The organism is Sorangium sp. So ce131 (assembly GCF_051519095.1).
GTDB lineage: Bacteria > Myxococcota_A > Polyangia > Polyangiales > Polyangiaceae > Sorangium.
In genome coordinates, this window is sequence record NZ_CP150455.1 from 6,924,840 (window position 1) to 6,948,308 (window position 23,469).

The 23,469-nt window shown below is 74.8% G+C and carries 18 protein-coding genes; 8 read left to right on the forward strand and 10 right to left on the reverse strand.

What is annotated here, in order from left to right:
• The first annotated feature begins 8 nt into the window (after positions 1-8).
• Both WMF43_RS25290 and mltG read left to right on the forward strand, forming a co-directional pair.
• Positions 9-1,589 carry a vWA domain-containing protein gene (locus tag WMF43_RS25290; protein ID WP_437683834.1) on the forward strand — a complete coding sequence of 527 codons (1,581 nt, stop codon included), beginning with the start codon at positions 9-11 and terminating at the stop codon, positions 1,587-1,589.
• Positions 1,590-1,683: 94 nt separating this feature from the next.
• The gene (gene mltG / locus WMF43_RS25295) at positions 1,684-2,961 is read left to right on the forward strand and encodes an endolytic transglycosylase MltG (protein ID WP_437683836.1); all 1,278 of its coding nucleotides are present in this window, start codon (positions 1,684-1,686) and stop codon (positions 2,959-2,961) included.
• Between the two features lie 24 nt (positions 2,962-2,985).
• Here the strand turns inward: mltG and WMF43_RS25300 are convergent, their stop codons facing one another.
• Together WMF43_RS25300 and WMF43_RS25305 are read right to left on the reverse strand one after the other, a co-directional pair.
• Positions 2,986-3,495: an HNH endonuclease gene (locus WMF43_RS25300; protein WP_437683838.1), complete on the reverse strand. Its 510-nt coding sequence runs from the start codon at positions 3,493-3,495 to the stop codon at positions 2,986-2,988.
• A gap of 12 nt (positions 3,496-3,507) precedes the next feature.
• The gene (locus tag WMF43_RS25305; RefSeq protein WP_437683840.1) at positions 3,508-3,864 is read right to left on the reverse strand and encodes a hypothetical protein; all 357 of its coding nucleotides are present in this window, start codon (positions 3,862-3,864) and stop codon (positions 3,508-3,510) included.
• Between the two features lie 137 nt (positions 3,865-4,001).
• Here WMF43_RS25305 and WMF43_RS25310 point away from each other — a divergent pair, with 137 nt between their 5' ends.
• Positions 4,002-4,643 carry a hypothetical protein gene (locus WMF43_RS25310; protein ID WP_437683842.1) on the forward strand — a complete coding sequence of 214 codons (642 nt, stop codon included), beginning with the start codon at positions 4,002-4,004 and terminating at the stop codon, positions 4,641-4,643.
• Positions 4,644-4,658: 15 nt separating this feature from the next.
• Here WMF43_RS25310 and WMF43_RS25315 read toward each other — a convergent pair whose 3' ends face one another.
• Genes WMF43_RS25315 through WMF43_RS25325 form a run of 3 tightly spaced genes read right to left on the reverse strand, consistent with a single transcriptional unit; the run spans position 4,659 to position 9,225 of the window.
• Entirely contained in the window at positions 4,659-6,101 is a 1,443-nt protein-coding gene (locus WMF43_RS25315) for a cation:proton antiporter (protein WP_437683844.1), read from the reverse strand.
• 17 nt (positions 6,102-6,118) lie between these two features.
• The gene (locus WMF43_RS25320) at positions 6,119-7,429 is read right to left on the reverse strand and encodes a cation:proton antiporter (protein WP_437683845.1); all 1,311 of its coding nucleotides are present in this window, start codon (positions 7,427-7,429) and stop codon (positions 6,119-6,121) included.
• Positions 7,426-9,225, reverse strand: a complete 1,800-nt coding sequence (locus WMF43_RS25325) for a mechanosensitive ion channel domain-containing protein (protein WP_437683847.1) — start codon at positions 9,223-9,225, stop codon at positions 7,426-7,428. Before WMF43_RS25325 ends, WMF43_RS25320 begins: the two co-directional genes overlap by 4 nt.
• Positions 9,226-9,447: 222 nt before the next feature.
• Here WMF43_RS25325 and WMF43_RS25330 point away from each other — a divergent pair, with 222 nt between their 5' ends.
• The gene (locus WMF43_RS25330; protein ID WP_437683849.1) at positions 9,448-10,491 is read left to right on the forward strand and encodes a glucokinase; all 1,044 of its coding nucleotides are present in this window, start codon (positions 9,448-9,450) and stop codon (positions 10,489-10,491) included.
• Between the two features lie 13 nt (positions 10,492-10,504).
• On the opposite strand, the gene WMF43_RS25335 is transcribed toward WMF43_RS25330, so the two are convergent.
• From WMF43_RS25335 to zwf, 5 genes are all read right to left on the reverse strand, one after another.
• The gene (locus WMF43_RS25335; protein WP_437683850.1) at positions 10,505-11,686 is read right to left on the reverse strand and encodes a sensor histidine kinase; all 1,182 of its coding nucleotides are present in this window, start codon (positions 11,684-11,686) and stop codon (positions 10,505-10,507) included.
• The gene (locus tag WMF43_RS25340; protein WP_437683852.1) at positions 11,683-12,360 is read right to left on the reverse strand and encodes a cobalamin B12-binding domain-containing protein; all 678 of its coding nucleotides are present in this window, start codon (positions 12,358-12,360) and stop codon (positions 11,683-11,685) included. Before WMF43_RS25340 ends, WMF43_RS25335 begins: the two co-directional genes overlap by 4 nt.
• 139 nt (positions 12,361-12,499) lie before the next feature.
• Positions 12,500-13,231 carry a 6-phosphogluconolactonase gene (pgl, locus tag WMF43_RS25345; protein WP_437683854.1) on the reverse strand — a complete coding sequence of 244 codons (732 nt, stop codon included), beginning with the start codon at positions 13,229-13,231 and terminating at the stop codon, positions 12,500-12,502.
• Positions 13,228-14,322 (reverse strand): glucose-6-phosphate dehydrogenase assembly protein OpcA, encoded by a 1,095-nt coding sequence (locus WMF43_RS25350; protein WP_437683856.1) that lies wholly within the window; start codon positions 14,320-14,322, stop codon positions 13,228-13,230. Before WMF43_RS25350 ends, pgl begins: the two co-directional genes overlap by 4 nt.
• Positions 14,319-15,902: a glucose-6-phosphate dehydrogenase gene (gene zwf, locus WMF43_RS25355; protein WP_437683858.1), complete on the reverse strand. Its 1,584-nt coding sequence runs from the start codon at positions 15,900-15,902 to the stop codon at positions 14,319-14,321. The genes WMF43_RS25350 and zwf overlap by 4 nt, the downstream gene beginning before the upstream one ends.
• Positions 15,903-16,257: 355 nt before the next feature.
• Here zwf and WMF43_RS25360 point away from each other — a divergent pair, with 355 nt between their 5' ends.
• The 4 genes from WMF43_RS25360 to WMF43_RS25375 all read left to right on the forward strand — a co-directional run bounded on the left by WMF43_RS25360 (position 16,258) and on the right by WMF43_RS25375 (position 23,280).
• Complete coding sequence (locus WMF43_RS25360) at positions 16,258-16,590, forward strand: DUF433 domain-containing protein (RefSeq protein WP_437683859.1); 333 nt, start codon at positions 16,258-16,260, stop codon at positions 16,588-16,590.
• A gap of 275 nt (positions 16,591-16,865) precedes the next feature.
• A complete protein-coding gene (locus WMF43_RS25365; protein WP_437683860.1) occupies positions 16,866-18,164 on the forward strand; it encodes a hypothetical protein in 1,299 nt (432 codons plus the stop codon).
• 467 nt (positions 18,165-18,631) lie between these two features.
• On the forward strand, positions 18,632-22,531 hold the full coding sequence (locus tag WMF43_RS25370) for a serine/threonine-protein kinase (protein ID WP_437683862.1): 3,900 nt from the start codon (positions 18,632-18,634) through the stop codon (positions 22,529-22,531).
• Entirely contained in the window at positions 22,528-23,280 is a 753-nt protein-coding gene (locus WMF43_RS25375) for a lysophospholipid acyltransferase family protein (protein ID WP_437683864.1), read from the forward strand. Before WMF43_RS25370 ends, WMF43_RS25375 begins: the two co-directional genes overlap by 4 nt.
• Positions 23,281-23,469: the final 189 nt, after the last annotated feature.

The window sequence follows — 23,469 nt, forward strand, 5'->3', positions numbered from 1 at the left end:
GAGGAGCCATGAAGCCGACCCACGTCGCCCTGTTCTCCGCCCTCGGCATGATGTTCACCAGCCTCTCGGTCTACTCGCTCGCGCCGTCCGGGGACGGGAGCCCGGCACCGGTCGTCGAGGTGACCGCCGAGCCGCCCCGCGTCACCCCGGAGACCGCGGGCGGCGCCGCGGCCGTGGCCGATCCGAGCCGCTTCACCACGGGCTCGCGGCTGATGCTGGAGGGGCGCGTCGGCCACGCCCGCCTCCCCCGCTCGGCGCGCGAGACGTTCCTGATGTTCGAGGTGCGCAGCGGCGAGCCGTCCGCGAGGGCGCAGGCGCAGGCGAACCTCTCGCTGGTCATCGATCGCTCCGGGTCGATGAAGGGCACGCGCCTGGCGAACGCCGTCGACGCGGCGACGACCGCCGTGAGCCGCCTGAACGACGGCGACACCGTCTCGGTGGTCACGTTCGACACGAGGACCGCCGTGGTCGTGCCGCCCACGACCGTAGGGCCGGACACGCGGGGCCGCATCCTCGCGAGCGTCCGCGGCATCTCGCTCGGCGGCGACACCTGCATCTCCTGCGGCATCGAGGAGGGCCTCGCGCTGCTCGCCCAGGCGAGCGGCGGGGTGAGCCGGATGCTCGTCCTCAGCGACGGCGACGCCAACCACGGGGTCCGCGACGTCCCCGGCTTCCGCGCGATGGCGCAGCGGGCGCGCGATCGCGGCGTGAGCATCACCACGATCGGCGTCGACGTCGACTACAACGAGAAGATCCTCTCCGCGATCGCGCTCGACTCGAACGGGCGTCACTACTTCGTGGAGAACGACGCCGCGCTCGCGCGCATCTTCGAGGCGGAGGCGGACCAGCTCACCTCGTCGGTCGCGAGCGGGGCGGAGCTCGCGATCGACCTCGCGCCCGGCGTGGAGCTCGACCGGGTCTTCGATCGCTCGTTCCGTCGGGCCGGGGGCCAGGTCGTCGTGCCGCTCGGGGCGTTCGCGGCCGGGGAGGTGAAGACGGTCCTGCTCAAGGTGCGCGTCGACGGCCTCGGCGGCGGCGCCGGCGGTCCCGGCGGCGACCCGCGCGGCGCCGCGCCCATCGCCGACGTCCACCTCGCGTACCGGGACCTCATCGCGAGGACCGACGCCCGCTGCGAGGGCAAGCTGGGCGCCTTCGTCGCGGAGCGCGACGGCGACGCGAGCGAGATCGACGCGCTCGTGGCGGGCCGGGTGCAGCGCAGCGAGACGGCGGCGACGCTGAAGCAGGCGAACTTCCTGTTCGAACAGGGGCGGCTCGACGAGGCGCGGAGCAAGCTCGACGCGCAGCAGCGGTCGCTCCGGGCGGCGGCCGACAAGGCGAAGGGCAGCGCGCCGGCGGGCCGCGCGAAGGACGTGGAGCGCGACTTCGAGAGCCAGATCGCGGCGCTGGAGAGCGCGAACACGACCCTCGCCGGGCGGGTCTTCGCCTCGCCGCCTCCTGCGGCGTCCGCCGCGAGCGCCGGCGTGTTCGCGCCGGCGCCGGCGGCGGCGCGGCCGGCTCCGGCGCAGTCGCGGGAGGGCAAGAGCGCCGTCCGGCGCAACGAGGTGCAAGCCTTCGATCTCGCGCGCTGACGCGCGGCCCGGGGGTGAGCGGCGCGCGCGCCGACCCTGGCCAGCGGCGCGGGGCGTTGACACTGGTCGGGCTTTCGGGTTTTGACTCTCCGCGGTGGGTGTTCGACCGAGGGCGAGCCGGCCGGGGAGCCGCCGGACGGGTGGCGACGGCGCGCAGGGGTCGACCCCGCGCGAGCCTCAGGGGTCGACCCGGAAGTCCTCGCCCGGCCCTCGCGGGGCGGGGTCGCGCGGGCAGCGCGCGCCGGCGTCGCGCCGCCCGCGCGCGCGGCGCCTGGGGCGCGGGCGGCCGCTCCTCCTCGGGCTCGCGGGCGCGCTCGCGGCGGCGGCCGCGGCGCTCGCCGCGCTGGTGTTCGGGTTCGGGCGCATGACGGCCCCGGCCGACGGGCGCGTCGTCGAGATCAACTGGCCCGAGGGGCTCGACGCGGACGAGGCGGCGGCGCTCCTCGCGGCCGAGGGGCTCGTCGAGAGCGAGCGCGCCATGGCGCTCTACCTCGGCGCGACGGGCGGCACCGAGGCGTTCGTGCCGGGCCCGCACCTGCTCTTCGCGGGCGCGACGCCGAGGGAGCTCCGGCAGCTGCTCACGCGGGCGGAGGGTCGCCCGACGGCGAAGGTCACGATCCCCGAGGGCTGGAACCGCTTCGACATCGCGGCCCGGCTCGAGAAGCTCCACGTCGCCGGGAAGAAGACGTTCCTCGCCGCGACCGCCGACGGCGCGTTGCTCGAGGCGCTCGGGATCGAGCGCGGCGGCGCCGTGGGGGCGGAGAGCGCGGAGGGGTACCTCTTCCCCGCCACGTACGAGTTCGCGCTGGACTCCGACGCGCGCGACGTCGCGAAGCGCCTCGTCGGCGAGGCGGATCGGCGCTGGAGCGCGCTCGCCGCCCAGGGCAAGGACGGCCTCGCGGCCCTCCAGGCGACGCTCGGGTGGGGGCGCCGCGAGGTGCTCACGCTCGCCTCGATCGTCGAGAAGGAGGCGGTCGTCGAGGAGGAGCGGCCGCTCATCGCGAGCGTGTTCCTGAACCGGCTCCTCGATCCGGCCTTCCGCTCGCGCCGGCTGCAGTCCGACGCCACGGCGCTCTACGGCTGCGTCGCCTCGCCCGATGAGGCGCCCTCGTGCGTCGGGTGGGACGGGAAGCCCACGCCCGAGGTGGTGCGGGATCCGAGGAATCGCTACAGCACCTACGCGCACCCGGGCCTGCCGCCCGGGCCGATCGCCAACCCGGGGGCGCCGTCGATCGCGGCCGTGCTCGCGCCCGCGGCGACGAAGTACCTCTATTTCGTGGCGGCAGGCGGGGGCCGCCACACGTTCAGCGAGAGCCTGGACGCGCACAACGACGCCGTGCGCAAGCGCCGGGACGCGACGGCGCCGCCGTAGGCGCGGGAGGTCCGCGCTCCGGGTCTATCGGCGCCCCTTCGACCGGCGCTCGATCTCATCTGCGGTGGACTCAAGCGCTGAGCGCAGATCAAACATCGACCGCTCCAGCTCTTCGACTCGCCGACGGCTGGCCACAAGCTCCGCGGTGAGCTTGGCCTCCGCCTGCCGCGCGCGCCGGTAAGACACGATCTGCGGGCGGTTCAGCCGTAGTCGCTGGATGAAGAACTCGCCCTCGGGGGTGAGCCCGACGAAGCATCCGTCGTCGCTCTCGCGCAGATGCTGCGCCAGCTCATCTTGCCCGGGATGGAGCAAACGAACATGAGGAGGATCGTGCTCGTGCCAGTAGGCCCCCTTGTGCTCGTTGCAGCGGGCACAGCAGTAGACGAGGTTCTCCACCTCGTCGGTGCCCCCACGGGAACGCGGGCGATGATGGTCGATGGTCAGCGTGGCCCCGACCGCATCCTCGTGGACCCCGCAGTACGCGCAGCGTGCGTGAAAGCGCGCCCGGACCTGCGCGCGCGGCTCGTCGGCCACGGGGGCGCGCCTTCAGCGGGCCGCGGCCAGCTCGTGTCCCATGAGGCGCCGGTAGTCCTCCGCCAGGGCGGCGCTCTTCGCCCGCAGCCTCTCGAGGTAGGTGGTGGCATCCGCCAGGAGCCCCTCCTGCTCGGCCACGATGCGCGCCAGTGCGTCAGCCTGGGCTTCGAGCTGCGCCTTCTCCGCTTCCAGCGCTCCAGCACGTGTGACCGCCTGCTCCGTCGCCGGACGCAGCGCGTCGGCCTCGTCGGCGTCGAGGTCCTCGAGCAGACGGGCGAGCTCCACATGCTCAGGGCCCGTCAGCGCCCCCTGCGCCTCGGCCGCGCGGAGAGCCTGAAAGCGCCGGCTTTTTTGCTCGTTCCACCGCACGCCAAGAGGATGCCACGACCGGCATGGTCCGCCAAGCCGGCGTCGTCCCTCGTCAAATTGTTCTTCTCGCGTTCTCCCCGGCCGCGCCGTCCGCCCTTCCTGAATCGGCGCGAGCCGCAGTAGATTCGCGCGCCATCATGCGTCGCCCCGCTCCGCTCCGCCTCGCGCTCTGCGCTCCCCTCGCCTTCGCCGCCCTAGCCGCTTGCTCCTCCGGCGCCACGCCCCAGGCCGAGCGCGGCGTCGCGCCGCAGGTCGAGGCGACCCCGGCCGCGCCCGCGCCGCCCGAGCCGACCGCGCCCGCCGCCGCCTCCGCGACCGCCGCGAGCCCCGCCCCCGCGCCCGCCGCGAGCGCCTCCGCGGCGCCCGCCGCGGGCGCTTCGGCCTCCGCGGCGCCCGCCGCGAGCGCCGCGGCCGACGGCGCGGATCCGGTCGGCGACGGGCCGCTGCCCAAGGTGAAGGTCGCGAACATCGGCATGCACATCGGCGGCGGGCCACACGACGACTACACCAAGGAGCCGATCAAGAGCTCGGTCGCGCCCCACTTCGACGAGTTCCGCCGCTGCTTCGCGCTCGCGGAGGACCCGACGAAGGGCGGCGACTTCGGGATCGACCTGCGCATCGAGAAGGACGGCGGCAAGGCCGAGGTGCGCAAGCCGCGGACGGCGCTCAAGGGCGAGGCGTTCACGCGCTGCGTGGTCGGCGTGTTCGAGCGGATCGACTTCAAGAAGCCCCGGCGAGGGCCGACCGTGGTGAGCTACTCGCTCCGGTTCACGCCCTGATCGGGCGGGCCGCGCTCACTTTCGGGCAGCGACGCCCGGCAGCGAGCCGCGCGAGGCCTCGACCGCCGTCTCGCCCGCGCGATCGAGCGCGTACTTGAACAGGATCGGGCCGAACACCTCGTTCAGCGCCACGCACCCCACCACGAGCGAGCGGAAGCCGGCGCCCAGGCTCGGGAACGCGCGCTCGATGGTCAGGCTGATTCCCAGCGTGAGGCCGGCCTGCGACACCAGGCCGCACCAGGCCCACCGCCGCAGCAGCGGCGGATCGTCCGCGAGGCGGCTGCCGATGCGGCTCGCGACCCAGGTCACGAGGGCGCGCGTCGCGCCGAAGAGCAGCGCGACGGGCCACATGAGCCGGAGCAGCGGCAGGTCGAGGTGCGCGCCGGCGGTCGCGAAGAACAACACGAACACCACGCTCGCCGCGTCCTCGACGGCGTGGACCAGCTTCTCGCCCTGGCTCGACAGGTTCGCCACCACGAACCCGGCGACCACGAACACGAGCAGCGCGTCGAAGCGGAGGTAGCGGAGCACCTCGGTCGCGCCGAAGCCGAGCGCCACGAACACGAGGATGAGCTGCCGGCCGATGAGCCGCATGTAGACCGCGAGCGCGAGCCCGAGCGTCGTGCCGATCGAGATGCTGCCGAGGACCTCGCGGCCGAGGAGCTCGATCTCGTGCATCGACATCGTCGTGCCCGGCTCGATGAGCGGCCGCACCGTGGCGAGCGCGATCGCCGTCACGATGATGACGATGATGTCCGACGTCATCACGAACGCGAGCGTGTTCATCGCGACCGGGCCGGTCGCGCGCGTCTGGGAGAGGATGCCCAGCACGGCCGAGGGGCTCCGGGTGATCGCGATGACGCCCCAGAGGATCGCCACGCCGATCGCCGCGGCGAGCGGGAGGTCGGCCGCGAACGGGACGAGCGAGCGCGCGGCGAAGAAGACGCCGGTCATCGTCACGAAGACGAGGACCGTCTGGACGAGGTTGTTCAAGAGGAGGCTCTTCACGCTCTTCTTGACGATCTCGATCCGGAGCTCGGCGCCGCCGGCGAGCGCGATGAGCGCGAGCGCCAGGGTGTTGACCCGCGAGATCTCCTCGACGGCGTGGTGATCGACGAGGTTGAAGACGTGCGGCCCGGCGAGGATGCCCGCGAGGATGTACCCCGACAGGTGCGGCAGGCGGAGCGGCTCGACGAGCTCGCTCGCGAGCGTGCCGGCGAGGAGGAGGAAGCCGATCGAGGCGATGGTGCCCGCCGGCCCGTGGCCGTGCGGGACCGCGCGCGTCGTGACGTAGAGCACGCCGAACAGGAGGACGAGCGCGACCGCGTGCGTGAGGTGGTTCAGCGGGCCCTTGGGCGCCCCCCCGTGGTGGCGGCCGGCGGGCGCGCCGTGCTGCAGCGCGGGCTCGGCGGTGGGCGCCGCGGCGGCGCTCATGGCGGCGCGTCCTTCGTCGATCACACGGGCGTCCTGGCCGCTCACGCCTCCCCCCTCCCCGCTCGCGGCGTGCGCTCGGCCTCGACGGGCGCGGGGTCGCGCGCCGGATCACGCGCGGCGCGCGCGAGGCCGCGGCCGAAGAAGAGCGACTCGCGCTCGGGCGCGGCGAGCTCGCCGGCCTTGCGGAGCGTGGCGCGCAGCGCCTGCGGGCCGACGAACTCGCCGAACACGGCGGCCGCGGCCGCGGTGAAGAGGACCGTGGCGCCGATCGGGCCCGGGAACCGCAAGGAGAAGGCCAGGCCGACGCTCATCGCCACGGCGCCGGAGGAGAGCAGCCCCGCGCCGAGCAGCGGCGACGTCTCGCGCGCGTCGGGCGACACCACCCGGAGGACGAGGCCCGTCGTGAGCTTGCCGGCGACCCGCGCCGCGAGCGCGATCGCGACCACCCACGGCAAGAACGGCGCGGCCTTCGGGCTCAGGTGCGCGCCCGCGAGCAGCAGCGACGGCAGGATCACGGGCCGCTCGGTCGGCGCCACCATCGCCACGATCTCGTCGCGGTGCCGCGAGACGGCGGCGATCGTCACGCCCATCGAGAACGTCGCGAGGAGCGGCAGCAGGCCGACCCGGGCGCTCGCCCCGATCGTCAGCAGCGACGTGCCGAGCAGCACGCCCCAGCTCTGGATGAGGCGGAAATCGGTGCCGAGCAGCACGACCGCGATGAGCCCGAGCACGACGCCGATGAGCGCCGTCACGATCGTCCAGCCCCAGAACGGGATCGGCCAGAGGCTCGTCGCCTGCGGGACGAGCGCGAAGACGCCCCCCATCATGAGCAGCGGGCCGAGATCGTCGCAGTCCGCGATGTCGGAGATGAGGTCCGAGACTTTTCCGCTGGCGCTGTAGCGTTGCGTCACCCAGAGCACGGCGTGGCGCGTCGTCTCGGCCGAGACGGCGCCCACGCCCGCCGCGAGCAACGTCCGGTCGGCGGCGTCCAGCGACGGCACGCCGCGGGCGACCGCGAACCAGACCGCGACCGCCACCGAGCAGCCGGTCGCGAGGCTCATCAGCACGCCGAGCGCGATGCGGGACGGGCGGACGCGGCGGCTGCCGACGAAGCCGAAGTCGAGGCCGACGACCAGCGCGAGCCAGCCGAGCGCGACGCCTAAAAGCGGCTCGAGCGCGGCGATCGACGACGGCTCGAGCAGGCCGAGCGCGGAGGGACCGAGCACGAAGCCGAGCACGACGTACTCGGCGCCCGAGGGGAGCCCGATGCCGCGGAGCACCCGGCCGCTGACGAGCGAGCTGCCGAGGTACGACAGCACGAGCAGCCCCATCAGGAGCCAGACGGCGTTCACGAGGCGCCGCCCCGATCGACAGGACCGCCGACCGGACCGCCGCGCCGCGCGCGCTCGGCGCCCGGCTGCCCCGGCGCCCGCCCGAGCGAGATGCCTGCGCCGAGCAGCACCTGCGCCGCGGCCGTCAACCAGCGGCTGCGCACGTCGTCGCCGTCACACGCCATCGTGGCCCGGAAGTGCGCGCCCCCCTCGTCGATCGCGACGAGCACGGCGCGGGCGCGGCTGCCGAGGGCCGCGCCCGTCTTGACGAGCAGCTCCCGCACCCGGTCGAGATCGGCGGAGGGGTCGACGCTGATCTCGATCGCGACGAGCGGCGGCCGGCCGCGGATCCGCGTCGGATGGAACAGGCTGAGCAGGTGCGGCACACGTACGACGCACCCGTCCTCGTCCTCGAGGCGCGCCTCGATCAGCGTCAGCTCGCGCACCCGCCCGGATCGGCCCCCGACGTCGGCGACGTCGCCGACGCGCAGGCGCCGCCCGTAGATGACCGCGATGCCCGCGGCCGCCGAGGCGACGAGCGGCGTGCTGGCGAGCCCGGCCGACGCGATCACGACGAAGCCGACCCGCGTGAGCGCGCCCTCGTCGGTCCCCGTGATGAGCGGCGCCGCGAGGAGCAGCGCGGCCACGAGGATGCCGAAGCGGACGAGGACGCCGGTGGGGACCGCGAGGTCCGAGGGGAGCCACCCGAGCGACGTCTCGCCGCGGCTGACGCTCCCGAAGAACAGCCCCACGAAGCGGACGAGGATGACCACCGCGAGCGTCGCGATGATCGCGAGCACGAGCACGGGGACGCTCCGGGCGATGCGCCCCATGAGCTCCGACACCGGCGCGAGCACGAAGCCGGTGAGCCGCTGGCTGTAGCCGCTCGTGGCCTCGAAGAGCGAGAGGGCGAAGAGGATCCAGATGTAGGCGATGCCCACCCGGACGAGCACGCCGGCGACGCCGAGCGCGACCGAGAGCGCGCCCTGGGACGCCGCGGGCCGGAGCATCTCGATGCCGCGCACGCGCAGGGCGGGGAGCCGCTCCGGGTGCTCGGCGACCCACGCGCGCGCCCGCTCGACGAGCTCGCCGACCTTGCGGAGCAGGAGCGCCGCGATGAGCCCCGAGAAGACGAGCAGCGAGAACGAGAAGACGCTCTGCGCGATGCGGTTCCTGCTGTGCTCCTTGGCGAGCACGTCGCGCACGGTCGCCGCGACCGCGACCGCGTGCACCGCGACCGTCGTGCTGCCCGCCGCGGCGGCGTCCTCGGGGCCGAGCTGGATGAGCGGGCTCTCGCCGACATAAACGACGGCCACGCCGGCCTGCTCGTCGATGCGGATCTCGGGGACCTGCTTCTCCTGGGCGGCCCGCTCCAGCACCTTCGCGGCCTCGCGGGCGCGCTCCTGCGGCGAGAGGTTGCCCCGGTGCACGCGGATCGCGAAGACCGTCCGGCCGAGCAGCTGGACGCGCGCCTCGGGCTGATCGACCACCGGCGGCGGGAGCTGCCCGTCGGGAGCGAGCGCCGCGGTCGGATCCGCGGGCGGCGCGACCTGCGGCGCGACCGGCACGGACGGCGGCGCCCCCTGCGGCGGCGCGATCTCCGCGGACCGCGGCGCCACCTGCACCGTCGCCGCCGGCGCCGCCGGCGCCGCCGGCGGCGGCTGCGGCGGCACCTGCGCGCGCAGCGACGGCGCGATGCGCGTGGGCGGCGGCGCGGCCTGAGCGGACGCGGGCGGCGCCGGCTCGGCGAGCGCAGGACCGGCGAGCGACACGAGGCCGGCGAGCGCGACGAAGAGCGCGGGAAACAGCCGCTGCACGCCGGCACTTTCGACCGGAGGTGGGGCACCGGTCAAGCGACGCCGCGGAGATCCACGAGGAGACGCCGCCCGCCGGGCCGCGGGGTCCCGGTCCCGCGCGATCGGCCGCGGCCCGGGGCTCACCGTAGCGCTCGCCTCGATCGCGCTCGCCCGGTGATGGATCGCCTTGCCGCCGGGGCAGGGCGCTGGCAGGGCGGCCGCGTGGCAAGGACCAAGAGATCCGTGACGCCGTCGCTGCTCGTCGGGGACATCGGGGGCACGAACACGCGGCTCGCCCTCTACGACGCCGAGAGCGACAGGCCGCGCTCCGAGGCCGTCTTCCGCAGCCGCGAGCACGCGAGCTTCGAGGAGATCGCCCTCCCCTTCCTCGTCCGCAGCGACGCGCCCCACCCGGCCATCGCCGTGCTCGGCGTCGCGGGCCCGATCAAGGACCACGTCGCCACCGTGACGAACCTGCCCTGGCGCATCTCCGAGCGCGAGCTGTCGCGCCGGCTCAAGATCGCGCGCGTCCAGCTCGCGAACGACCTGGTCGTCGGCGCCCGGGGCTGCCTGCACGTCCCCCGCGGCGCCATCTCGCCGCTCACCGAGCGCAGGCCCCGGCTCAAGGGGAGCAACCTCGCGGTCATCGCGGCCGGCACCGGGCTCGGCGAGGCGCGGCTCATCTGGGACGGCGCCCGCCACCTGACGCTCCCGACCGAGGGGGGGCACGCCGACTTCGCCCCGCGCAGCGCCCTCGAGATCGAGGTGTGGCAGTTCCTCGCCGAGCGCCACCCGGATCACGTGAGCTACGAGCGCGTCCTCTCGGGCGACGGGCTCGGCGCCCTGTTCGACTTCTTCGTCGCCCGCGCCGCCCGCGTGCCCCGCGCGATCGAGCGCCGCCTCGCCGAGGGCGACCGCAACGCGGCGATCGCCGAGCTCGGGCTCGCGCGCGCCTTCCGGCCCGCCGCCCGCGCGGTCGACCTGTTCGTCGAGATCTACGGCGCCGAGGCGGGCAACCTCGCCCTGCGCGAGCTCGCGCTCGGCGGCGTCTTCATCCTCGGCAACATCGCGCGGCACCTCGTCGCCGCCCGGCGCGAGCTGTTCATGAAGTCCTTCCTGAAGAAGGGGCGCCTCGCCCCGCTCCTCGAGGAGGTGCCGGTCGCGCTGGTCACCGACGCCCTCGTCGGCGTGCGGGGCGCGCTCGCGCTCGCGAAGGAGCTCGCCGCCGAGGACGAGCCCGCCGCATCGAGCGAGCGCCCGGCCCGGGCGGCGCGGCGGCGGGCCTGAGCGCGCGCCCGGCTCAGCGCGCCGGCGCGTCGCCGGCCGCCGCGTCGCCGCCGGCCGCCGCCTCGTCGATGGCCGCCGGGACCTCGAAGACGAACCGCGCGCCGCCGCCCCGCGCGCCGGCCTCCACCCCGATCGAGCCCCCGTGCAGCGCGATGATCCGCTGCGCGATGTAGAGGCCGAGGCCAGCGCGGCCCGAGCGCGGCCCGTGCTTCCTGAAGCGGGCGAACACGTCGACGCGGCGCTCGGGCTCGACGCCGAGGCCCGAGTCCTCGACGGCGCAGCGCACGCGATCGCCGCGCGCCGCGACCTCGATGTAGACGTCGCCCCCCCGCGGCGAGTGCCTGATCGCGTTCTCCACGAGGTTCAGCAGGACCTGGTAGAGCCGCCGCGCGTCGCCGGTCACGAGCCCGGGCTCCGCGGCGTCGACGTGGATCTCCACGGAGGCCTCGCCCGCGATCGGGGCCACGGTGTCGATCACCTCGGCGATCACGTCGCGGAGGGCCATGCGCTGAGGCCCGATCCGCAGCTCGCCCGCCTCGGCGAGCGCGGCGTCGAGCAGGTCCGAGATGAGCGACGTCATCCGGTCGACGTTGCGGAAGAGCACCCCGGCCATCCGAGCGCACTGGGCGGGCTCCGGCGGGCGCTGCACGCGCGCGAGCAGCGCCGCCTGGAGCCTGACGGCCTGCAGCGAGGCTTTCAGGTCGTGCGAGACGATGGACATGAACTCCTCGCGCTGCTGGCCGAGCTCCTCCAGCCGGGCGCGCGCGGCCTCGAGCTCGGCCCCCTTCCTCGCGAGATCCCGGGTGATGTCCGCGAGCTCGCTCGTGAGGGTGACGACCACCTCCTCCAGCCGCCGCGCCTCCTCGGGCGAGGAGGCCCGGCCGAGGAGGACACGCGCGCCGCCCGCGGCGGGGATGACGAGGAACTTCACCGCCCGCGGGACGTCGCTCCCACAACGCGCCTGGAGCTCCCAGGGGGCGGCGACGTCGTGGGCCAGGGCGGCGGAGAGCTTCGCGCGGGAGCGCTCGTCGAACAGCGACGCGACGCTCCCGCCCGGCGCCGCCCCGTCGCCGAGCAGCCAACCCGCCGCCGCGCTGGCCAGCGTGATCTCGCCGCGCTGCACCACGAGGAGGACGGCGTCCTCCGCGGCCGAGAGGAACGCGTGGAAGAGCGCCGCCGCGTCGGGCTGCGTCACCGCCACCCCCGCGCGATCTCGACGGCCATGGAGCCCGACGCCGCGACCGCGTGGGCCCCGAGCTGCTCCGCGGGGTCGGGCAGCGCCGCGACGGCGCGCCCGCCCGCGAGGATCTTCGCCGCGGGCAGCTCCTCGCGCACCTGCCGGATGAGGTCGCGCGCCGCGGGCAGGTGCGCGGACAGCGTGACCGACACCGCGAAGAGCTTCACCTCGCTCCACCGGAGGTCCTCGATCCTGGCCGCGAGCGAGATCCCCCCGCGCGCGAACGTGATCTGCCAGCCGTCGAGGGCGAGCAGATCCGCGACCATGCGCGCCCCGAGCGAGTGGAGCTCGGGCTCGACGCAGCCGACCACCGCCCTCGGGCCCCCGGACGGCCACCGGATCCGCGGGTACGTGGAGGCGATCGCCGCCTGCGCGACGGCGGTCGCGAGGTGCTCGTCCGCCACGGTGAGCCGGTTTTCGTACCAGAGGTCCCCGACCTCCTCCAGCGCCGGCGCGACGATGCGCTCGTAGACGTAGCCGAGCCCCCCGTCGAGCGCCGCGTGCAGCACGCCCCGGGCCGCGGCGTAGTCGCCTGCCAGGATCGCCGCCGTGAACAGGCGCGCCTCGGCCCTCTCGTCCTCGGAGGCCCCGCGCGCCCCCGCGGCCTTGGCAGCAGCCCGCTCTGCGCTCATCCCTCCCCTTCGTCGTACGGAGAGCCCCACGGCCGCAGGGGTCACATGACCAGCTCGCCTCGCCCGACCCCATCGGCCGCCCGACCGCACCATCGTCGAGCAAAGGCCGGCGCCGTCAAGCCCCACGCCGGCCGGCACCTCACGACGTGGCCCCCGCGGCCGCCGCGTCGAGCAACCAGACGAGCCGGCCGGATCCGCCGCGGACGATCCGCGCCGGCACCTCGTCGGCCGGCCCCGACCGCTTCGCCTGCTCGATGACCGCGCGTTTGCTCGCGCCGCGGGCCAGGAGCAGCTTGAGGCGCGCCTCCCGGATCACCGGGGACGTCAGCGTGAGCCGCGCCTCGAGCTGCTTGTCCGGCTGCGCCGGGATGGCGGCGACCAGGCGATCCTCGATGTGCACCGCGCCCGTCCCCGGGAAGAGCGACGCGGTGTGGGCGTCGTCGCCGATGCCCATCGTCATGACGTCGAACGCCACCCCCCCGGCGACCCCGAAGCGCGCGCGCAGGATCTGCTCGTAACGCGCGGCGGCCCCGGTGAGATCGGGCGACTCCCCCTCCATGCGGAAGAAGTTCGCCTCCGGGATGTGCGCCGCCGCGAGGTCCCGGCGCGCGGCCCCGTAGTTCGAGCGGGGGTGGTCGGGCGCGACCGCGCGCTCGTCCACCCAGAACCACTCGGTCTGCGCCCACGGGAGATCGAGCGCGGCGAGGCGCTGGTACGCCTCCGACGGCGTGCTCCCGCCCGAGAGCGCGATCCGCGCGACGCCCCGGGCCTCGATCGCCTCCGCGATCGCGCGCGCGGCGAGCTCCGCGGCGAGGCGCGACATCTCGGCCGCGTCCTTCGCGACGCACGTCTCCTCGGCACCGCTGTTCATCTCGGTCCTCCTCCCAGCGCGCTCCAGGAGGCGGCGGCGAGCACCGCGTCGCGCAGGAGCCGATCGCCCTCCAGCGAGTCGATCGTCTTGGTCAGCACCCACGTCTCGTCCCGGTAGCCGAGCGGGTGGAGGTGCTCGGCCGACCGCGCCCCCTCCATCGTCCACCGCACCGTGGCCGGCGCCTTCTCGAGCCGCACGCACCCGAGCGCGAGCGGCTTCCCGCCGAGCGACGTCTCGAGGCGCACGCCGTCGATCCGGCGCGCCGCCTGCTCGTCGGCCGGCGGCCCGTCGACGAGCGCGATCTCGATCGGCGCGCCGTCCGCGGCCCGCGCGCGGCCGACCACCGCGGCGGGGCCGCCGGCCTGCGCCGGCCCGCGCGCCTCGAACGTCCAGCCGAGCCGCGAGCCCATCCAGCCGAGGAAGAGCGCCGCCGGATCCGGCTTCGAGCCCGCGCTGCGCGCGATCTCCACCCGCCGGATCGACCGGCACGCCTCCGGCATGTCGTCGAAGAACCGCGCCACCAGCTCGCGGAACGAGAACGTCCGCACGAACGCGCGGTCCGCGAGCGGCGCCTTCGTCTCGCGCGCGACCGCCGCGAGGCGCTCGATGCACGTCTCGGCCGAGTCGAACACCAGCCGATCACACACCGGCGCGAGCGCGTCGCCGAGCACGTTCGGCGCCCCCGGCGCCAGCTCGACGATCACCGTGACGTCGGAAATCGTAAGCGCGCTCACCACCGAAGCCACACGCTCGGCGGCGGCGACGCCGAACGAGAGCTCCACGCTGTCGTAGCAGATCGGCACCTCGCCATCGCGGCGGCACATGGCCGACCAGTCGGCCTGGACGCAGAGCGGGTCGAGCCGGTCGTCGATCGTGATGAGCAACGTCCGGCCCGCGTGGGTCTCGGCGAGCGCCTGGGCCTGCTCCTTCAGGCGCTCGACCTCGGCGCGGCTGCCCACCGCGACGAAGTTCATCGTCGACGCGCGCGTCTTCACGGCCGGCTTGTCGCGCGAGTCGTCGGGGGACGCCCAGAACGCGGCGAGCTCCGACTCGACCCGCTTGATGACCTCGGCGATCGGGCCCGCGCTCACGGCCGCCTCCAGGTCCGCCCCTGGCCCTCGCGCTCGCCCTCCGCGCCGCACGCGGCGGCGTCGCGCGGCGGCTCGATCAGGGCGTCGGCCTCGGCGGGCCCCCAGCTGCCGGCGGCGTAACGCGCGACCGGCGCGCCCTGCGACCCCCACCCCTCGAAGATCGGGTCGACGAAGCCCCACTGCGCCTCCACCTCGTCGGCGCGCGTGAAGAGCGTCGCGTCGCCTCGCAGCGCGTCGAGCAAGAGCCGCTCGTAGGCCTCCGGCGTGCTGGAGCCGAACGCGGCGCCGTAGCGGAAGTCCATCGTCACGCCGCGGATCGCGATGCCGCCGCCCGGGATCTTCGCGGCGAACCGGAGCGAGATCCCCTCGTCCGGCTGGAGGCGCATCACGAGGGCGTTCGGCTCCTCGGTGGCGCCGGGGGCGCCCTTGAACAGGCCGTGCGGCAGCGGCTTGAAGTGCAGCACCACCTCGGCCACCCGCTTCGCGAGCCGCTTGCCGGCCCGCAGGTAGAACGGCACGCCGCCCCAGCGCCAGCTGTCCAGGTGGAGCTTCATCGCGACGTAGGTCTCGGTCATCGAGTCCTTCGCGACGTCGGGCTCCTCGGTGTAGCCGGGCACCTTCTCCCCGCGCACGATGCCGGGCGCGTACTGCCCGCGCACCGTCGACGTGAGCACGTCCGGGCCCGCGATCGGCCGGAGCGTCCGCAGCACCTTCACCTTCTCGTCGCGCACCGCGTCGGCGTCCCACGACGACGGCGGCTCCATCGCGACCAGCGTGAGCAGCTGGAGCGCGTGGTTCTGCACGATGTCCCGGGTGATGCCGACCTTCTCGTAGAACTTGCCGCGGCCCTCGACGCCGATCTCCTCGGCGACGGTGATCTGCACGTGGTCGACGTGCTGGCGCGACCAGAGCGGCTCGAAGATCGTGTTGCCGAACCGGAGGACGAGGAGGTTCTGGACCGTCTCCTTCCCGAGGTAGTGGTCGATCCGGTAGACCTGCGACTCGGCGAGGTGGGCGAGCAGGTCCCGGTTCAGGGCGCGGGCGCTCGCGAGGTCCTCGCCGAACGGCTTCTCGACCACGACGTGCTGGAAGGGCGCGTCCTTCTCGTGGGACGGCGGCGCGATGAGGTTCGCCGCGCGCAGGCCGCGCACGATCGGCGCGAACTGGTCGGGGGCGACGGCCAGGTAGAAGACCCGGTTTTTGCGGGTGCCGCGCTCGTTGTCGAGCCGCGCGAGCTCCGCCGCCAGGCGCGTGTAGGTCTCGGCCTCGTCGAACGAGCCCTGGACATAACTGATGCCCTTCTCGAGCTCGCTCCAGGTGGCCTCGTCGAGCGGGCGTCGCGAGTACTTCCCGACAGCCTCGCGCATTTCTCGCGCAAAATCCGGCTTCGGACGGCGCGCGACGCCCACGACGGCGAAGCCGCCGGTGAGGAGGCGGCTGAGCGCGAGGTTGTAGACGGCGGGCAGCAGCTTGCGCCGCGTCAGGTCGCCCGAGGCGCCAAAGATCACGAGCGCTGCCGGCGAGGCCGTGCGCTCCTCGGGCATTCCTTCGCGAAGCGGGTTCTTCTCGGCTTGAGTCATGGTGGATGAGCTCCGGTCGGTGACGTCGGGCGTGATGCTCGCGCGCCTTCGGCGCTTAGGGTAGCCCTGATCGCGCGCAGGAACGCCGAGAGGCGCGGGTGGGCGCCCTCGGTGTGCCCGCGCGCCCGCTCCGCGCGGGCGCCCACGCCGGCCGCGCGGGCACACCGAGGGCCTCGCGCGGCCGGCGTGGGCGCGCGGGCTCACCCGGGCGCCGAGCCGGCGCGCCCACAGCGAGCCCGCAGCGAGCCCACGAGCGAGCCCGCAGCGATCCCAAAAAAGAGCGCGCCCGCCGGCTCGCGGCGCCTTCCATCCGATCGCGACCGGTACTAGGGTCCTCGGCGCGATGGCCGCGCCGGTGCTCCCGCGAATCCGCGTCCCTCACCCCCACGTGCGGTGTGACAGCCAGGTGCTCGCCGGCAGCCCGCACGTCGTCGGATCGCGCGTCCCGGTCCGGCGGCTCTGGGCCTGGCACCGCGGCGGCGCGTCGGTGGAGACGCTGCTCAAGCGGTACCCGAACCTCGGGGCGGCGCGCGTGCTCGACGCGCTCGCCTTCGCCTACGACAACCAGGATCTCATCGAGGCCGACATCGCGCGCGAGCAGGCGCTCTTCGAGAAGAAGGGCGGGCCCACGGTCGGCGCGCGGCCGCTCTCGCAGCTCTCCCTGCCCTTCGACGACGACGACGCCTGACCCGGCGCGGGCCCCGCGCGACACGGCTGCCGCCGCCGACATACCGCCACATCCGCCGCGCCGGCGCGCGCGGCGGGCTGAGCTTGTTTCTTTACAGCCATCGTGACTTGGGGCAATTAGGGCCCTCTCTCGCTGGGGCCCGAAGTGCGGGGCCGCTCGTCGTCGCGAGCGAGAGCCGCGCGGGATCGCGGCTGTCCCAGCTTTCAAGGTCGCGGTCGCTGGTGTAGGGTCCGCGCTCCATGGGGCGCCCATCGAGGTGCCGGAGGGTTTCTGAAATGAGCGTCAATCGATGGAAGTTGGTCGCGATGCCCGTGGCCCTGCTCGGGCTGGCCTCGCCTCTCCTCGTGAACTGTGGCGGCAAGGGGATCCCCGGAGCGGATAACCTGCCCGGGCCCGCTGGCGACCTGGCGTCGGCCGCGGGCGGCTGCGAGGAGCTGAAGAACGGCGGGATCGCGAACCTGAAGTTCGAGGGCGGCGCCGACGTGGACGCCAAGATCAAGGGCTTCCTCGAGGCGGCCGCGTCGCTCGACAAGCTGACCGCGGACATGGAGGCGAGCCTCATCGCGTCGTGCGGCAAGCTCGGCAAGGACCTCGGCATGAGCGAGGCCGACCTCAAGGCGGAGCCGAGCGGCGGCAAGGGCGCCGAGAAGGTCTGCAACGCGGTGTCGGCCAAGGTGAACGCCGCCGTGAAGGCGAACGCCGAGGCGAAGCTCGCCGTCGCGATCGACCCCCCGAAGTGCTACGCGGACATCAACGCGATGTCGGAGTGCCTCGGCTCCTGCGGCCCCGCGTTCGAGCCGGGCAAGCTCCAGGCGTCCTGCACGGGCGGCGAGATCAGCGGCAAGTGCGACGCGGAGTGCAAGGGCAAGTGCACCGTCGACGCGGGCGCGGCCTGCAGCGGCGCCTGCAAGGCGACCTGCGAGGGGAAGTGCGACGCCAACTTCAAGGGCACCTGCGGCGGCAAGTGCGACGGCAAGTGCGACGGCAAGGCCTCGACGGGCGGGGCGTGCGCGGGCACCTGCGAGGGGAAGTGCGACGCCAAGGCCGAGGGGACCTGCGGGGGCACCTGTGACGGCTCCTGCACGGGCACCTGCGAGCTCAAGGCGGCCGCGAAGTGCAGCGGGTCCTGCTCGGGCGGCTGCAGCGCCGAGATCAAGGAGCCGAAGTGCTCGGGCGAGATCCAGCCCCCCCAGGTCGACCTCACGTGCCGCACGCAGTGCGCCGTGAAGACGGCCTCGTCGGCGACCTGCGATCCGCCGAACGTCCGCATCGTGGCGAACGGCAAGGTGAACGCCGACGCGCAGAAGCTCGTCGACGCGCTCCAGACGTCGCTCCCGGCGATCGCGAAGGTCCAGCTCGGGACCGGCAAGAAGCTGGCGGCGGCGGTGTCGGGCGTCGGCAAGGCGGGCGCCGAGGTCAAGGACGCGGCGCTCAAGGCGGGCGGCAAGGCGGTGGCCTGCGTCGCGGCCGCGGTCGACGCGTCGGCGAGCGCCACGGCCTCGATCGACGTGAACATCAAGGCGAGCGCGAGCGTCAGCGGCTCGGCCAGCGGCTCGGCCAGCGGCGGGACCTGATCCCGGAGCGGCGCGAGGCGGCGGCGGCGGTTCCCTCCGGGGGGCCGCCGCCGTTGTCATTTCGATGGCACGAGCGTGGGGCTCATTACCAGCGTACCGGGCGAACATGGGTGTCGGCCGCCCGAGGTGACATCCATGTTTCTTGTCCAGACTTGCGGCGTGCTGCAAGGTCGTTGAGGCACTCTGCAGCTCGCGCCGCCTGTCTCGGGCGCCCGAGCGCGGCGGTGCGCGCCCGCGTGCGTACCGTGGGAGCGTGGAAGTGCACCCGAAGCGCGCAGCGCCCGGAGCGCCGCGCGGCGCCGCGCGGCGCCGCGCAACCTGCGCGACACACGGCGGGCGAGCCGCCCCGCCCGCGGCGGAGCCCATGTTCGTCGTGCCGGGGGCCACTGCGCGCCGTCACGGCCGCGCGTCCACGCTATCATGGGGGTTCGGCTGGGAGTGACGGGGTACTCGGAAGGGCAGGAGTGATGATCGGCGGTCCCTTGATCGAGCGCGGAGCCAGGATCGGCGAGTACACGATCGACGCGCCCCTCGGCGAAGGCGGCTTCGGCGCCGTGTTCCGCGGCCGCGACGAGGCCGGCAACGACGCCGCCATCAAGATCTTCAAGGAGGTGAGCGCGCAGAGCGCCGGGCAGCTCCTCGTGCAGCAGAACGAGATCGAGGCGCTCCTCCGGCTGCGGCACCCGGCGCTCGTCAAGCTGTGCTCGTACGGCGTCCTGGACGGCGTCGGCCTCTACCTCGCGATGGAGCTCGTCGAGGGCGAGACGCTCGACCGGTACCTCGCGCGGATGCGGAAGCTCGACACCATCGAGGCGCTGCGCATCGCGCGCCGCGTGGCCGAGGCGCTCGCGCACTGCCACGCGCTCAACGTGCTGCACCTCGACCTCAAGCCGAGCAACATCGTCCTCACGGATCCGTACGAGCCGAGGCTCAAGATCCTCGATTTCGGCCTGGCCACGCTCACGGTGAGCTTCCAGCCCGAGCACGCCCGCGTCAACGCGGGCACCATCGCCTACCTCGCCCCCGAGTGCCTGACGCGCGGCGGGCTCGGGCGCCCGAGCCCCCGGATGGACCTCTACGCGGTCGGCGTCATGCTCTACGAGCTGCTCTCCGGGCGGCTGCCGTTCTCGGGCAGCACCATGCCCAGCATCATCCAGCAGAAGGTCCAGGGCGCCCTGGTGCCGCTCGCCCAGGTCGCGCCGGAGACGCCGGCGCCCGTCGTCGCGCTCGTGGACGAGCTCCTGGAGCGCGATCCGGCGCGGCGCTTCGCGAGCGCGGCCCGGCTCTGCGCGCGGCTCAAGGAGCTCTACTACGTCACGCTCCACGGCGCGGCGTCGCTCACCTCGAGCGAGGCCGAGGGGCCCGGGGACCCCGACGCCGCCGCGGCCGAGGCCCTCGACGAGGCGCCGCTGCTCGGCCGCGCGCAGGAGCTCGGGCGGCTCACGGAGCTGCTCCAGGGCGCGGTGCGCGGCGAGCCGCGGCCGGCCGTGGTCGTCGGCGACACGGGCGTGGGCAAGAGCCGCCTCGTCGGCGAGCTGCTCCGGAGCGTGGAGCAGGCCGGCGCGGCGATCGTCGCCTACGGCAGGTGCCGCGAGCTCTCCGGGCTCGTCCCCTACTCCGCGATCCGCGAGGCGCTGACGCAGATCGCGCTCTGGCTGGAGCGGCACACGGACAGCCGCGCGGCGCGCATCCGCCGGCTGGTCAGCCTGGTGATCGCCGAGGACGCGGGCCTGCTGCAGGAGCTCGCCCCGGAGCTCGTCCGCGCCGTCGGCCTCGCCGACGAGGGCGGCGCGATCGGCCCGGGCGGGACGCGCTGGATCGCCGACCTGATCCTGCGGCTGCTCGGCGCGATCGCCGAGGAGATGCCCGTCGTCTTCGCGATCGAGGACGTGCACTGGGCCGACGAGGCGACGAGCGAGGTGCTCACGCGGCTCTCGGACCAGCTCGGCGAGAAGCCGATCCTGCTGCTCGGCACGGCCCGGCCGCCCTATCCCGGCGCGCGCAGCACGGCGGGCGGCTCGATCCCGCCGCCGGGCTCGGCCGGGCTCCGCAGCGCGCCGCCCGGCTCGTCTCCGATGACGCCGCGGGGCGCGGCCTGGCTGTCCTGGAAGGACGTCGAGCGCCTCGACCTCGGGCCGCTCCCGCCGGACGCGAACCGGGCGCTGATCTCCGAGCTCGGCCGCGGCGCCGGCGACGACCTCGTGCTGGAGCTGATGCGACGCGTGCCGCTGCTCGGCGCCGGCAACCCGCTCTTCAACATCCAGGTCGTCCGCAACATGGAGGCCGAGGGCTTCCTGCAGCGCGGCCGGGGCGGCGCGCTCGAGCTCTCCCGCGGCGACGCGGAGTACCGCGCGCCCGCGTCGGTCTCGGACGTGCTCTCGCGCAGCATCGAGGCGCTCGACCCGACGGCGGTCCAGGTGCTCGGCGTGGCCGCGCTCATCGGCCGCCAGTTCCTGCGCGACGACCTCGTGGCGCTCGGCCTCTTCGACCCCGCGGAGGTCGACGGCGCCCTGCGCGACGCCGCCGCGCACTGCGTGTGCGTGGGCGAGGACGGCGGCCTCACGTCGTTCTCCCACGACGCGGCGCGCGAGCAGCTCGCCGCCCGCGTGCCGCCCGAGGAGCGCGGGGAGCACCACCGCCGGATCGCGCGCCGCATCGAGCAGCGCGGCGGCGACCCCGGGACGCTCGCGCACCACCTGGAGCGCGCGGGCGACCTCGATCGCGCGGCGTCGACGTACCTGCTCGCGGCGCTCGAGGCCGACCGGCTCCAGGATCCACACGGCGCCAGCCGGCGGCTCCGCCAGGCGCTCGGGCTGCTCGAGCGGCTGCCGCTCGACCCGGCGCGCGTGGAGCTCCGGGCCCGCTGCGCCCACGAGCTCGCGCGCGTGGCCTGCCTGCTCGGCAGCACGGCGGAGCCGCTCGATCTGCTCCGCCGCACGTCCGGCGCGCTGCCGGAGACGCCGCTCGTGACGGCGGCGCTCAGCAGCGCGCTGTCGCGCGTGCACTACGTGCGCGGCGAGTTCGCCGACGCGGTGGCCCACAGCCGCAAGGCGCTCGCGGCGATCGGCGCGAGCCCCGAGCTCCGCCGCTACCAGTGCCTGCCCGCGAACATCCTCGGGCGGGCGCTGTGCGCGGCCGGCAAGGTCGGCGCGGCGCTCGAGCCGCTCCGCCGCGGCTGCGAGCTCGCCGAGGCGGCCGGCGAGTACATCGAGCTCTGCCACTCGCGCGGCATCCTCTGCGTGGCGCTGAGCCAGACGGGCCTGTACGCCGAGGCCGAGCTCTGCGTCTCGGAGGCCTCGCGCATCGCCGAGCGCCTGCACGATCCGGTGCGGCTGCTCGGCACGTGGTTCTACTACGCGGTGCTCGCCGAGGGCCGGTTCGACTGGGATCTCGGGGTACGGTCGACGACGCAGCTGCTCTCGTACGCCGAGGAGCACGGCCTGAGCGGGCTCTACCTGTACGTGGGCACGATGTACGCGGGCCGGCACCAGTTCCACGTGGGGCACCTCTCCCGGGCGCGGGTGCTGCTCTCGAACGCGTGCAACCTGAGCAGCGTGCTCGGCATCGGCATGGGGCGCGGCTGGGCCGAGGGGTTCCTGGGCGACGTGTTCTTCGTCCAGGGCTCGCTGCCGGAGGCGCTCGCCGCCTACGAGCGGGCGATCGAGATCGGCTCGGCGGGCTCCGGCGACGCGTACGCGGTGGGCCTCGGCCGGGTCGGTCGGGCGCACGTGGCGGCGCTCCAGGGCCAGGCCGCCGACGAGGTGAGGGCGTACGGCCAGGAGGCGCTCGAGTTCATCCGTGGCTCGGGCAACCGGACGCAGCTCGTGACGGCGCTCGAGCGCGTCGCCGAGGCGCTCGACGCGATCGGGGACGAGGAGGGCGCGCGCGCCGTCCGCGCGGAGCGCGCGGCGCTCGTGGAGGAGCTCGGCCTGGCGGAGCCGACGTTCTGGCCGCGGCCTCCGGCCGAGGCGGCGTTCCGGGGCAGCCCGCGGGCGTACTGGAGCGCGGTGCCGCGCGCGCTGAAGCCGGCCCGCCCGCGCAACCTGGGCACGACGGAGATCGTCGGCGCGACGCTGGCGGACCTCGCGGAGGCGGCGACGCTCGCGGTGCCCGAGGAGGGCGCCGGCCCCGCGACCGAGCAGCCGGTCGGCCCCGCGACCGAGCAGACCGTCGGCCCCGCGACCGAGCAGGCCGTCGGCGCCGACACGAGGGAGGACGTCGGCCCCGCGATCAGGGAGGGCGTCGGCTCCGCGACGATCGTGAGCATCCCGCGCCTCCGGCACGTGACCTTGCTGGAGACGCTCGCCTCGGTGGAGGGGTTCGTCCCGTCCTTCGACGAACCGGAGGCTCCCCCGGTGGCGCGGTGACGCCGGGCCCCGTCGGGGTCGCGCGCACGGCGCTCGCCCAGGCGTGGGCGATGCTGTTCCTGCTCGTGCTGCTCCCCGTCGGCCTGCTCTGCTTCCCCTTCGACCCGCGGCAGCGAATACACGACCGGCTCTCCGTCGTCTGGGCGCGCGGCGCGCTCTGGCTCGCCGGCGTGCGCGTCGAGGCCGAGGGGGTCGAGCACGTGCGGCCGGGCGAGCGGTACGTGGTCGCGGCGAACCACCAGAGCGCGCTCGACATCCTGGCGTTGCTCGTGGTGCTGCAGGGGCGCACGCCGATCCGGTTCCTCGCGAAGCGCGCGCTGTTCCACGTGCCGCTGCTCGGCTGGGGCATGCGCCTGTACGGCCACACGCCGGTCGACCGGCGGGCGGGCCGCGGCGCGGCCGCGGATCTCGGCGAGGCGCAGCGCAACGTGATGCGGCGCTGGTCGACGGTGTTCTTCCCGGAGGGGACGCGGAGCGCGACGGGCAGGCTGCTGCCGTTCCGGCTGGGCGCCTTCCGGACCGCCTCGGCCGCGGGCGCGCGCGTCCTGCCGGTGACCGTCGACGGCTCGGGCGCGCTCCTGCCGAAGGGCCGCTACGCCGTCGCGCCGGGCGTCGTGCGGGTCGTGGTGCACCCGTCCGAGGGCCCGCCGGGCCCGTCGCTCGAGGAGCTCCGCGCCGCGGCGGACGCGTGCCGCGCGGCCGTGGCCGCGGCGCTGCCGGAGCCGCTGCGCGACGGGGCAGAGGCTTGATGTTTCATCGGTCTGGGCAACATGGGAGTCTGTCCCGACAGGCCACCTCCGGCGGAAGCCGCGGTGGCGGATCTCGGGCGCGGTCGAGGCGACATCCGGGACTTCCGCGACGCTCTATCAGGAATTCTCCGAATTCATGGTCTGCTGCGGCAGGGCGTCGGCCGGCCTCGGTTCTGCTCGGTCCGCGAC